We start from the raw sequence: 12264 nt of genomic DNA on the forward strand, positions 1-12264 counted from the left end.
GTACCGAGAAGACCGACGAGAGTACCGAGAGTGGTGAGGGTAGCGACGATGGGGAGGTTCTGCTGGAGAGCGGGCATTTCGAGAGCGGTAGCTTCTTCAACAGTCTTCTGAAGGTTGGCAACCTTCTGCTCTTTGGTGAGGACGGTGTTCTTGTCCATTTCCTGATAGCTTACGAGAGCGGCAGCAACAACAGCGGCAACTGAACCCTTCTGGCCTTTGCAGAGATCCATAGCACCCTGAATGTTACCGGCAGCGAGACATTTCTTAACGCCGCTAACGAACTTCTCAATAGAACCTTTACCCTTTGCAGAAGAGAGGGCGATCCAACGTTCAACAGAAAGAACGATAACAGTAAGGAAGAGAGTCTGAAGAATAGGCACGATGAAACCACCTTTGTAGATAGTGCCCCAGAGGTCGATGGGGTGACCTTCCTCGAAGTGTGATTCATGACCGAACCAGAAGATGAAGAGGCAGAGTGCTACTACGAAGCAGGCAAGGATCACGAAGAATGCGTTCTTGATGCCGGCTACGTTGCTTTTGTTGTTAGCGTTAGCCTTTGCGGGCTGTGCGGGATTAGGCTTTTGAGCTTCCATAATTTGTAATTACTAAAGATTTTAAGTTTGTTTGGTTTATTATTATTAGTTTGATGATTCTTTGGTAAGTTTTTAAGGTGAGCTTTAAATGGTATCGATTTCAGATATCCATCCGAAAAATGGATGTCAAACGATAATGCAAAATTAAAAGGAAAAATCGGTGTTTGCAAACGTTTTGCCGCTTTTTTTTCCTACGGAAGAACTAAAGGTCAAATTATGAGGGCTGAAAAACGTTTTTAGCTTGATATTAATCTTAATTCAGTTAAATCTTATTAAGTAATATTCAATTATATTTATTACCTTTGTGCTTTCCATATTAAACAGGTACAATCAATAATTCCATATCATTACGGATGAGAAGGACTATCAACCTAAAGAAAGGTTTAAACCTAAATCTTGTCGGTGGCTTGGGTTCGGATGCTCCGGTCGCCATTCCTCTTCCCGCCCGCGTTGCTGTGGTGCCCGATGATTTTCCGGGTTTCCTGCCTAAGCTCGATGTGGCTGAGGGTGACAGGGTGGAGTGCGGTTCACCCCTGCTTCGTGATAAAAATGACGGACGCATCAAGCTCGTCGCTCCTATGGGGGGCACGGTCGAGGCTGTGGTCCGCGGTGCGCGCCGCAAGATAGAGCGCGTTGTGGTCAAGGTCGATCCGTCGGCCGGAACAGCCGGTATGACACCTTTTGATACTGCTGATGCCGCTACTGTGACCGAGGCTCTGATGGCCTCCGGTCTGTGGGCCATGATGCGCCGCCGTCCATACGATATTGTGCCTTTGCCGGATGATAAGCCGCGGTCAGTGATGGTGACTGCTATGGATACGGCCCCGCTCGCTCCGTCGCTCGAAAAAATGGTGGCTGACCGTCGCACTGATGTCGAGGCCGGAATCCGCGCTCTCTCCAAGTTATCGGCCGGCCCTATATATATAGGAATAGAACAAGGTTCCTCACTGCCCGATTTTTCAGGGGCTGAGATGGTGGAGTTTCCGCGCCTGCATCCGGCAGGAAATCCCGGAGTGCAGATGGCCAACATTGATCCGGTCAATAAGGGTGAGGTCGTGTGGACGCTCGATATCGTCACGCTTGCGCGCATCGGACATCTCGCAATGACCGGTCAGGCTGACTGGAGCGTCGATGTGGCTGTCACAGGCAGTGAGGTCAATGCTCCGAGGATAGAAAAGACAGTTGCCGGTGCGGCTCTTGAGACTGTTCTTGAGGGTGAGCTGCAGGCCGGTGCGGAACACCTGCGCGTGATTTCAGGTAATGTGCTTACAGGTGTGCCCGTCGGTAAGGACGGATTCCTTCGTTTCCCCTACCGTCAGGTAACCGTGATCCCCGAAGGCGATAATGCTGACGAATTCATGGGCTGGGCTTCAATGAGTCCTTCGAAGATGAGTGTCAGTCCTTCGTTCATCGGACGTTTCCTTAACCGTAAGTTCAAGCCCGACGCACGTATTAACGGAGGTCGGAGGGCCATGATAATGTCGGGTGAGTATGACAAGGTGTTTCCGATGGATATCCTGCCTGAATATCTGGTAAAGGCTATCCTTGCCAAAGACATTGACCGCATGGAGGCACTCGGCATCTACGAGGTCGCTCCGGAGGATTTCGCGCTTGCGGAATATGTCGATCCTTCGAAGCTTGAGTTGCAGAAGATAGTCCGTGAGGGTCTCGACTATCTCCGAAGTGAAGTCTGAAAACCTTATCTCCGAATCAAAATCCTAACAATGAAATCGCTAAGAAATTATCTTGACAGAATCAAGCCCAATTTCGAGCCCGACGGAAAGCTTCATGCTTTCCATAGCGTGTTCGACGGACTTGAGACGTTTCTCTACACTCCAAACACTACTTCGACTTCAGGCGTGAATGTCCATGACAGCCTCGACTCGAAGCGTGTGATGATAATAGTGGTGCTTGCACTGATGCCCTGCCTTCTGTTCGGCATGTACAATGCAGGCTATCAGAACTGGCTGGCTGCGGGGGCTACAGATTTTCCCTTCTGGCAGCTCATGGCCTACGGCTTCCTTGCCGTGCTTCCGAGAATCATCGTGGCTTACGTGGTCGGCCTCGGTATTGAATTTGTCGTGGCCCAGTGGCGTCACGAGGAGATTCAGGAAGGATTCCTTGTGACAGGTATCCTCATTCCGCTGATCTGTCCGGTGGAGACTCCTCTATGGATGCTCGCGGTTGCTACGGCTTTCTCCGTAATCTTCGTGAAGGAAGTGTTCGGCGGTACGGGATATAATATCTTCAACGTCGCGCTTGTCACCCGTGCGGTGCTCTTCTTCGGCTATCCGGCCCAGATGAGCGGCGACAAGGTCTTTGTTTCATCACGCGCCATCTGCGGACTCGGTTTCGATCTGCCCGATGGTTTTTCGGGTGCTACTCCGCTGGGGCAGATAGCGTCGTTCACCGGTGGTAATCTCGAACTTCTCAATCTCAAGGGTAATCCCATCAGCACTTGGGATGCTTTCCTCGGACTGATACCCGGTTCGTTTGGCGAGACATCCACGCTGGCAATACTTCTCGGAGCTGTGCTGCTGTTGGCTACCGGTATAGCGTCGTGGCGCATCATGCTCAGTGTCATTGCCGGTGGTCTTTTCATGGGGTGGGTGGCAAATGTTTTCCAGACCCCGACCTATCCGGCTTCGTTTCTCGATCCGTTTGACCAGTTGCTGTTTGGCGGCTTCGCTTTTGCGGCGGTCTTCATGGCTACCGATCCGGTGACGGCTGCACGCACGAATCCCGGAAAGTATGTCTATGGTTTCCTTGTCGGAGTGGTAGCGGTGCTCATCCGCACGTACAACAACGGTTATCCCGAAGGTGCGATGCTTGCCGTGCTTCTTGCCAATGCTCTCGCACCGCTGATCGACTACTGTGTAGTCCAGCTTAATGTGTCGCGCCGTATGCGCCGTCAGAGACGGACAGCCGCCTGACGCAAATGTGATGCAGAGGATGTGTCACAATCTCACATAAAAAACGAAATCCAACAGCTATCACGCTCAATTCAGAATCAGTTTTATGAATAAGCAAAGCAATACATACACCATAATATATATAATAGTCCTCGTTGTGGTGGTCGGTACGGCTCTCGCTGCTACGTCGCTTGCGCTCCGCGGACGCCAGCAGGACAATGTCAATGCCGACAAGATGAGTCAGATCCTCAATGCGGCCCTGATCACTCCTGACAAGCAGAATGTTGTGGCTGAGTTTGACAAATATATCACCGAGCAGTTTGTGGTCAATGACCGCGGTGAGCGCATGGAAGGTGTCGATGCATTCAATGTCAATGTCGCGGCGCAGAGCAAACTCGGTGCTGACCGCCGTGAGCTTCCGGTGTTTGTCTGCACTACTCCCGACGGTGCTGTGAAGTATATCGTGCCGGTATATGGAGCAGGACTCTGGGGCCCGATCTGGGGCTATGTGGCTTTTGACAGCGACGGCTCGACAATCTATGGTGCTTATTTCGCACATCAGGGTGAGACTCCGGGTCTCGGTGCGGAAATCGAAAAACCGGCTTTCAGCAGTCAGTTCGAAGGCAAGCAGGTGTTCAAGGACGGTCATTTCCGTCCGGTAGCGGTTGTCAAGGCCGGTCAGCAGCCTCTCAACGGCGAGGATTATGTAGATGGAATTTCCGGAGGTACGATCACGTCGAAGGGTGTCGGAGCTATGCTTGACAACTGTCTGACTCCTTACAGAAAGTTCCTGCAGGGTCTCGCACAGGCTGCACAGTGATCTGCTGCGACTAAACGAACCGTTACCAAAAGTTTTATAGCATACAAAACCATTATTTCATCCGTCATGGCTGAGAAAATCAATAATAAAGAGGTACTGTTCAATCCTCTGTCAAAAAATAATCCGGTGGTGGTGCAGATCCTCGGCATCTGCTCGGTTCTCGCCGTAACCGCCAAGCTCGAACCCGCGATAGTGATGGGCGTTTCGGTGATCGCCGTGCTCGCGTTTGCCAACGTCATCATCTCGCTCCTGCGCAACACTATCCCGACAAATATCCGTATCATCGTTCAGCTCGTGGTCGTGGCCGGACTTGTGGTCATCGTCGATCAGGTGCTGAAGGCTTATGCCTACGATGCTTCCAAACAGCTGTCGGTGTTCATCGGTCTGATCATTACCAACTGTATCCTCATGGGTCGCCTCGAAGCATTTGCGATGGCTAATAAGCCGTGGCCTTCATTCCTCGACGGGGTGGGCAACGGTATCGGTTATGCGATCATACTTGTTATCGTCGGCTTTTTCCGCGAACTTCTCGGAAGCGGCACGCTCCTCGGCTATCAGGTGATTCCGCAGAGCTTCTATGATGCCGGCTATGTCAACAACGGACTTATGATCCTCCCACCGATGGCCCTTATACTCGTGGCATGCATCATCTGGGTGCAGCGTAGCTACAACAAGGATCTTCAGGAGGATAACTGATGCGTAAAGCAGATATAATATATTAGTAGTTCACTCATCTAAATTTTACCATACGTGGAAAATTTCAATATATTCATAAGGTCGATTTTTGTCGATAACATGATTTTCGCCTACTTCCTTGGCATGTGCTCATTCATAGCCGTGTCAAAGAACGTAAAGACCGCATTCGGTCTTGGAGTAGCCGTGACGTTCATGCTTGTGGTGACTCTGCCGGTCAATTATCTGCTCCAGACCTACGTGCTGAGTGCTGGCGCGCTGACTTGGCTCGGTCCGGAGTATGCCGATGTTGATCTGAGCTTCCTGTCGCTCATAATGTTTATTGCTGTGATCGCGTCGATGACGCAGCTCGTCGAGATGACCGTCGAGAAGTACAGTCCCGCGCTCTACTCGTCGCTCGGTATCTTCCTTCCTCTCATCGCGGTCAACTGTGCCATCCTCGGTGGATCGCTTTTCATGCAGCAGCGCGATTTTCCGAGCGTATGGACGGCCGTGTGTGCCGGTGGAGGCTGGGGACTTGGCTGGTTGCTCGCCATCACTGCCATAGCGGCAATCCGCGAGCGCATCGCCACCTACTCAAATATTCCCCGTCCGCTACGCGGAGTCGGCATAACTTTCATACTGACCGCTCTCATGGGCATAGCCTTCATGAGCTTCCTCGGTATCAAGATCTGACCTCCTCCCAACGGGATTTCATTCAGTAGTCACACATCGTTAATCAGATAATCAAGATTATGTTAACCATACTTTCAGGTGTAAGCATCTTCCTTATCATCACTCTTCTGCTGGTGATGATCCTCCTGCTTGCCAAGAAATATCTTGTCCATTCGGGCAAGGTGAAAATCACCATCAATTCCGATACCGTTGTCGAGGCTGAGTCAGGGAAGCCGCTGCTATCCACTCTTGCCGATCAGAATATCTTCCTTCCGTCGGCCTGCGGTGGTAAGGGTAGCTGCGGTCAGTGCAAGTGTCAGGTCTTTACCGGCGGCGGTGACATTCTCCCGACCGAAAAAGTCCACTTCTCGCGTAAGGAGCAGCAGGACCACTGGCGTCTCGGCTGTCAGGTAAAGGTCAAGGAGGATTGCTCTATCGCAATTCCCGCTTCCGTTCTCGACGTGAAGGAGTGGGAATGTGAGGTGATATCGAACAAGAATGTCGCGACGTTCATCAAGGAGTTTATCGTGGCCCTTCCTAAGGGGGCACACATGGATTTTATCCCCGGATCATACGCACAGATCAAGATCCCGGCTTACGAGATGGATTACGATAAGGATATCGACAAGGCTTCGATCGGCGACGAGTATCTTCCTTCGTGGGAGAAGTTCGGTCTGTTCGGTCTGAAGTGCCGCAACACGGAGGCTACCGTCCGAGCTTACTCTATGGCCAACTATCCCGAAGAGGGTGACCGCATAATGCTTACCGTCCGTATTGCCACTCCGCCGTTCAAGCCGAAACCTCAGGTGGGATTTCAGGACGTGATGCCCGGTATCGCTTCAAGTTATATTTTCACACTCAAGCCCGGTGATAAGGTGCGCATGAGCGGCCCTTATGGAGATTTCCATCCGATAGTCGATTCCAAGGCCGAGATGATGTGGATAGGCGGTGGTGCGGGTATGGCACCTCTGCGTGCACAGATCATGTGGCTGACCAAGACGCTCAACACACGCGATCGCGTAATGAACTATTTCTATGGCGCGCGTGCGCTCAACGAAGTGTTCTATCTCGACGACTTCCTGCAGCTCGAAAAGGATTTCCCGAACTTCAAGTTCCATCTTGCGCTTGACCGTCCCGATCCGGCGGCAGATGCGGCCGGCGTGAAATATACCGCCGGATTCGTTCATCAGGTCATCTATGAAACATATCTCAAAAACCATCCTGAACCGGAGGATATCGAGTACTACATGTGTGGTCCCGGCCCGATGAGTGCGGCCGTCAACAAGATGCTCGATGATCTTGGCGTAGATCCCGAATCAGTCCATTACGACAACTTCGGAGGTTAAAATCATGACCTTAATTTAACAAGAACTCTGCACCACGGATTTGTGCTCATACAGTTAAGCATAACTCCGTGGTGCAGATTTATTCAGGATGCTATTTATTATCGTACAAAATCTAGAGTAATCAGTTATGAGACAGATGAGGAAGAGTGCCCGGCAACAGTCAGCCGAATGGGCTTTGAAAGTCTTTGATAGGGCTCCGTTCGTTACCGTGAGCATGACCCGCCCCGACGGCACGCCTTACGGATTGCCGCTTTCGCTTGTCAGGAAGGATGATGTGACATTTTACTTCCATTGTGCGGATAAAGGTGAGAAGATGGATTGTATCAAGGATAAACCTGTGGTGAGTCTTTCGGCTGTGAGCAGGTGTACGCCTAAATTTGAGGAGGATAAAAATAATTTTACGGAATATTATGACTCAGCGGTAGCTATCGGGAAGGCTTCGGTTGTGACTGACGATTCCGAAAAGATCGAAGCTCTCAGACTGTTGTGTCAGCGTTTCCTCCCGAAGTACATGGTGCATTTTGATGAGGCGGTGGAGCGGAGTCTCGGCAGAACGACCGTCGTGAAAATCACGCTTTCAGAGCCCCCGGTGGGCAAGCGCAAACCGTAGGCAGTATATTTACTTTCGCTCCGGCTTCCGGTCGATACATCTTTCGGCATAATCTTGTATTATGCGTCTGTTGCGGATGGTGATTATCGTGGAAACGGCGAAGACAATGAGGAAAAGCGATCCTGCGCAGATGCCGATTATGAGCATTAATGTCGGTGATACGTTCATAGCGGTTAAGTTTATCGGATATCAAGTGGCTGTCTTGTAGCCTGAAGCCGCGGGGGAATCCTTCCGTCCATGTATTTCTGCCAGCCGGCTGTCAGGATGATGAGTACGAGATAGATCCATGATGGATCTGATAGGAAGAGGATCGACAGGGCGAGGTTGACGGCAAAATTTACGCCGATCCATTTCCATAGTGCTGCTTTCCGGAAATCAAGCGTATAGAGTGACGACGATACGGCTGTCTTTAGTGTCTCCAGTCCGCTTTCACACAGATATGCCCCGTAGGCTACAAGTGTTGAAAAGAGTAACGCCTCGGCTTTTGAAAAATCGGGCGACAGATGGAAGAACGCGGCAAAACTCAGTGCCGCAATCCACAGCAGTGCATGGTCGAGAGCCATGATGTATTTATGGAGGAAGGCATTTTGTCGCAGAGCCTTATCGATCGGGGTAGGTATGGAGTTTGATTGTGGTGTCATGCCATATCAACAATCGTCATTCCAAGATTGTTGATATGAATGAGATCGGTTGCCGGACAGGGAAATATCTGGCACCGGATATGAAAAACACCAGTAGTTATGAAACAGACAATTCAACTCAAGAGAGCTTACGAAGCAGCATCGCCCGACGATGGTTACAGAGTATATATTGACCGCTTATGGCCACGCGGACTGTCACATGAGACATTCCATTATGATTCTTGGGACAAGCAGATAGCTCCCTCGACCGAATTGCGCGAGTGGTTTCATCAAGATCCCGACGGCCGATGGGATGAATTTTCACAACGTTACGCGGCGGAGTTGTCAGCCAATCCGGCCTTCCAATCGCTGAAGGCTGAAATTGCCGATAAACCGAAAGTCACTCTGCTATACTCGTCGCATGACCAAATCCACAACAATGCCGTGGTGGTTCAAGGACTGTTGGGAAAATAGTACTTGACGGCTGGGGTTAAATGGCATTGCTCAACGTGACAGGTGAAGGATGGGGAAGGGCCTCCCGGCCTCATCTGTTTCGTCGCGCCTGATTATCTTGAATCCCTTTGATTTATAAAATTCAAGAGCGGTTGGGTTCTGCTCGTTGACATCAACCGAAGTCGCTCCACGGTTCATAGCAAATGCCATGAGGGCTGATCCGTAGCCGAGACCCATCTTATCGGCATCGATGAAAAGCATTTCAATCTTGTTGCCGCTTAGGCCGATAAATCCGACTATAGAGCCACCGACAGATAGTCCATAGATATCGACATTTGGGAAATAGTCCGGAATGAGAGCTTGGCGTATGCTCTCAATGTCGTTTTCTGTAAGGAAATCATGTGTGGCGCGCACAGATCTCTCCCATATTCCGGCGAGTATGGCATAATCTGATTTCTGACATTTCACAATCTTATTCATGCAGTAAATTTACTCAATATTCAGGACTTCTGAATATTCTCTCCAATAAAACTTTTATTTGTGTCCCGTAAATTTAAATTGTGTAGTTGAAAGATTCTTTTTCTCCGGACAGCCGATATATCAAACCTATAAGAATCTCTATTTTGAGGTGATATACGTTTACCGGACACCAATGTTTAATTTTACCGCTGATCCATATCTGTTATATGTTTTAGCTGACTGATCCGGCTATCTGATCTTTATGTCACACCCGGATAGATTGATAAGATTGTGTCCGGATGATTTAAGGATGGTTGGATCAGAGAATTATTAGGTGTGGAGGTAATTATTCCGGTCTGACTTCTTGTATTGCCCGCTGGAATTTGTTACTTTTGCAAGCATATAGCTCAAATTACTATTCAGAACATTATGACTTCAACCTTTAAATCGCCACTGAGCGGAATTATTCCCCCTTTGGTTACCCCGCTTCTGGGCAATGACACACTTGATGTGGCCAGCCTTGAAAATCTTATCGAACATCTTATTGCCGGTGGTGTCCACGGCCTCTTTATTCTCGGTACGACCGGTGAGGAGCAGAGCCTCAGCTACCGTCTGCGCAAGGAAATGATCAAGGAGACATGCCGCATCAACGCCGGACGTCTGCCGGTGCTTGTCTGCATCACCGATACTTCGCTTGTCGAGAGTATCAATCTCTCGAAAGTAGCTGCCGACTGCGGTGCATCTGCTGTCGTGAGCGCAGCTCCCTATTATTTCGCAACCGGTCAGCCTGAACTTGCTGAGTTCTATGAGGATATGCTTCCCCATCTGCCCCTCCCACTGTTCCTTTACAACATGCCGAGCCACGTGAAGGTCAATTTCTCGCCGGCTACGATCCATCGCATTGCCGAAAATGAGAAGGTGATCGGTTTCAAGGACAGTTCAGCAAATATTCCTTACTTCCAGTCTGTGATGTACACCATGAAGGATCGTCCTGATTTCGCTCTTCTCATGGGTCCGGAGGAAGTTACAGGCGAATGTGTGCTCCTCGGTGCTAACGGTGGTATCAACGGTGGTGCAAATATGTTCCCCGAACTCTATGTGGCCATGTATAATGCCGCCAAGGATCGCAACGTAGAGGAAGTGTGGCGTCTGCAGCAGATCATCATGCAGATCAGCACGTCGATCTACAGCGTCGGTAAGCACGGCTCAAGCTATCTGAAAGGTCTGAAGTGCGCTTGCTCGCTCCTTGGTGTAATCAAGGATGATTTCGTTGCAGCTCCCTTCCATAAGTTCAACGAACCCGAACGTCGTAAGATTCAGGAGGCTCTTGACCGTCTGCCCATCGAAAACGGCAAGATCATACTCTGATGTTTAAAATTTAACCGCTCATTCTTCTCTCTCCCTATTTCTATTTACACATATCGTATTTGTAAATTTCTTCTCTATCCCACTCTCTGACCTCAACATATTCTTAACCATACCTATCCTCTCATGCCATGAATATAATAGACCTTATCGTTTTCCTTATCTTTACGGTGGGTACGATTTTGTTCGGCTATCTGTTTGGCCGCAAGAAACAGAGCAGTGATGAGTTCACACGCGGCGGCGGCAAAGTGCCCGGCTGGGTTGTCGGACTCTCGATTTTTGCTTCGTTCTGTAGCTCCATTTCTTTTCTCGGTTATTGCTCGTCTGCCTTCATGGGTAACTGGAACGCGTTTGTCTTTACGCTCTCCATCCTTCCGGCCGGCCTGCTTGCCATGCGTTACTTTGTACCGTTTTACCGTTCGCTCGGCAGTATCAGTGCCTACAGTTTTTTTGAAAAACGTTTCGGACGTTGGGCACGTCTCTATGCATCCGTGTTCTATCTTTTCACTCAGGTATGCCGTTCGGGTGCTATACTTTTCCTCCTTGCAGTGCCGATGAATGTGCTGATGGGCTGGAGTATTCCGGTTGTTGTTACTTTTACAGGTTTGGGTATCATCCTGTACAGTCAGAAGGGTGGTCTGAAATCAGTGATATGGACTGAGGCACTTCAGGGTGCAATCCTGATTGTCGGTGCGCTCATCTGTCTTGTCATGCTGTTCAATGGAATGCCTGAAGGACCGGGACAGGCTCTGAAAATCTGTATGGAGAATAATAAATTCTCGCTCGGAAGTTTCGGTGATTCTCTTGTCGAGAGTACATTCTGGGTATGCCTTATCTACGGTATGTTCACCAATCTCAACAATTTCGCCATTGACCAGAGCTATACCCAGCGTTATTGCGCCGCTCCCTCGCTCAGTGAGGCTCGCAAGAGTGCCTTCTGGGGTTCGCTACTGACACTTCCCGTCAATCTCATCCTGTTCCTTATCGGTTCATGTCTTTTCGCGTTCTATAAGGTTCACCCCGGTGCACTTCCGGAGGGGATAAAGAGTGACTATGTGTTTCCCTACTTTATCATCAATGAATTGCCTGTAGGACTTGTCGGCCTGCTTATCGCTTCGATCTTCTGCGCGGGCATGAGCACTGTTGCCACGAGCGTCACATCCTCAGGTACCATCATCCTTACCGACTTCTATACTCATTTATTTCCTAATGCAAGCGATGACCGTAAAGTGACGGTCCTCCGCCTTGCGAGTGTGGCTGTCGGTGTTCTCGGTATCGGTGTCGCTTTGTGCTTCATGCTTGTCGATAATGCGCTTGACGCTTGGTGGGCACTCAGCAGCATCTGTTCAGGCGGTGTGCTCGGCATGTTCCTTCTTGCCTATCTCTGTCCGGATGCGAAGAAGCATCATGTGGTGCCCGGTGTGATCATCGGTGTGGCTGCACTGATCCTTATCGCACTCCAGACCAAACTCACTGACTGGTGGGGCATATCGCCGTTTGTACATATAAATCTGAGTATAGTCATAAGCACGCTCCTCATATTCTTTATAGGATTTCTCCTTGTCCAGTTCATCGGTAAGGGAAATGAGCCTGAAAAGAAAGTAGCTGAAGCGTGAGATATTGATAATAATATCACAGCCGACCTGTCCTGTATCGTGGACGGGTCGGCTGTGTCTATTATATCCGATTGATATCCTAAGGATTATGTGCGTACTTAATGAACTCCGGATCAATCTTGG

At 49.8% G+C, this 12264-nt stretch carries 14 protein-coding genes; 10 read left to right on the forward strand and 4 right to left on the reverse strand.

The genetic code is table 11. The features are described 5' to 3' along the window. The coding region (locus K2G41_RS04250; protein WP_300114923.1) for a MotA/TolQ/ExbB proton channel family protein at nucleotides 1-593 on the reverse strand (593 nt) is incomplete at its 3' end. A 353-nt stretch (nucleotides 594-946) separates the two neighbouring features. Between K2G41_RS04250 and K2G41_RS04255 the strand changes: the two genes are divergently transcribed. The 7 genes from K2G41_RS04255 to K2G41_RS04285 all read left to right on the forward strand — a co-directional run bounded on the left by K2G41_RS04255 (nucleotide 947) and on the right by K2G41_RS04285 (nucleotide 7628). After that, nucleotides 947-2287: a Na(+)-translocating NADH-quinone reductase subunit A gene (locus tag K2G41_RS04255; protein WP_300114926.1), complete on the forward strand. Its 1341-nt coding sequence runs from the start codon at nucleotides 947-949 to the stop codon at nucleotides 2285-2287. A gap of 30 nt (nucleotides 2288-2317) precedes the next feature. Then, nucleotides 2318-3526 carry an NADH:ubiquinone reductase (Na(+)-transporting) subunit B gene (locus K2G41_RS04260; RefSeq protein ID WP_300114929.1) on the forward strand — a complete coding sequence of 403 codons (1209 nt, stop codon included), beginning with the start codon at nucleotides 2318-2320 and terminating at the stop codon, nucleotides 3524-3526. Between the two features lie 85 nt (nucleotides 3527-3611). Then, a complete protein-coding gene (gene nqrC / locus K2G41_RS04265) occupies nucleotides 3612-4325 on the forward strand; it encodes an NADH:ubiquinone reductase (Na(+)-transporting) subunit C (protein WP_300114932.1) in 714 nt (237 codons plus the stop codon). A 66-nt stretch (nucleotides 4326-4391) separates the two neighbouring features. Further along, nucleotides 4392-5021: an NADH:ubiquinone reductase (Na(+)-transporting) subunit D gene (locus tag K2G41_RS04270; protein ID WP_300114934.1), complete on the forward strand. Its 630-nt coding sequence runs from the start codon at nucleotides 4392-4394 to the stop codon at nucleotides 5019-5021. A 54-nt stretch (nucleotides 5022-5075) separates the two neighbouring features. Beyond that, a complete protein-coding gene (nqrE, locus tag K2G41_RS04275) occupies nucleotides 5076-5693 on the forward strand; it encodes an NADH:ubiquinone reductase (Na(+)-transporting) subunit E (protein ID WP_300114937.1) in 618 nt (205 codons plus the stop codon). 59 nt (nucleotides 5694-5752) lie between these two features. Then, complete coding sequence (gene nqrF, locus K2G41_RS04280) at nucleotides 5753-7018, forward strand: NADH:ubiquinone reductase (Na(+)-transporting) subunit F (protein ID WP_300114940.1); 1266 nt, start codon at nucleotides 5753-5755, stop codon at nucleotides 7016-7018. Nucleotides 7019-7145: 127 nt separating this feature from the next. Continuing rightward, nucleotides 7146-7628: a pyridoxamine 5'-phosphate oxidase family protein gene (locus K2G41_RS04285; RefSeq protein ID WP_300114943.1), complete on the forward strand. Its 483-nt coding sequence runs from the start codon at nucleotides 7146-7148 to the stop codon at nucleotides 7626-7628. Between the two features lie 9 nt (nucleotides 7629-7637). Here K2G41_RS04285 and K2G41_RS04290 read toward each other — a convergent pair whose 3' ends face one another. Then, the gene (locus K2G41_RS04290) at nucleotides 7638-7796 is read right to left on the reverse strand and encodes a hypothetical protein (RefSeq protein ID WP_300114946.1); all 159 of its coding nucleotides are present in this window, start codon (nucleotides 7794-7796) and stop codon (nucleotides 7638-7640) included. Between the two features lie 11 nt (nucleotides 7797-7807). Then, nucleotides 7808-8269 (reverse strand): hypothetical protein, encoded by a 462-nt coding sequence (locus K2G41_RS04295; RefSeq protein ID WP_300114949.1) that lies wholly within the window; start codon nucleotides 8267-8269, stop codon nucleotides 7808-7810. Nucleotides 8270-8368: 99 nt separating this feature from the next. On the opposite strand from K2G41_RS04295, the gene K2G41_RS04300 reads away from it, so the two are divergent. Beyond that, a complete protein-coding gene (locus tag K2G41_RS04300) occupies nucleotides 8369-8722 on the forward strand; it encodes a DUF488 family protein (protein WP_300114951.1) in 354 nt (117 codons plus the stop codon). Between the two features lie 30 nt (nucleotides 8723-8752). Here K2G41_RS04300 and K2G41_RS04305 read toward each other — a convergent pair whose 3' ends face one another. Beyond that, a complete protein-coding gene (locus K2G41_RS04305; RefSeq protein WP_300114954.1) occupies nucleotides 8753-9181 on the reverse strand; it encodes a GNAT family N-acetyltransferase in 429 nt (142 codons plus the stop codon). 408 nt (nucleotides 9182-9589) lie between these two features. Between K2G41_RS04305 and K2G41_RS04310 the strand changes: the two genes are divergently transcribed. Then, nucleotides 9590-10528 carry a dihydrodipicolinate synthase family protein gene (locus K2G41_RS04310; protein WP_300114957.1) on the forward strand — a complete coding sequence of 313 codons (939 nt, stop codon included), beginning with the start codon at nucleotides 9590-9592 and terminating at the stop codon, nucleotides 10526-10528. 128 nt (nucleotides 10529-10656) lie between these two features. Continuing rightward, on the forward strand, nucleotides 10657-12141 hold the full coding sequence (locus K2G41_RS04315; RefSeq protein ID WP_300114960.1) for a sodium:solute symporter: 1485 nt from the start codon (nucleotides 10657-10659) through the stop codon (nucleotides 12139-12141). Nucleotides 12142-12264: the final 123 nt, after the last annotated feature.

This window comes from Duncaniella sp., from assembly GCF_029056165.1.
Classification (GTDB): domain Bacteria; phylum Bacteroidota; class Bacteroidia; order Bacteroidales; family Muribaculaceae; genus Duncaniella.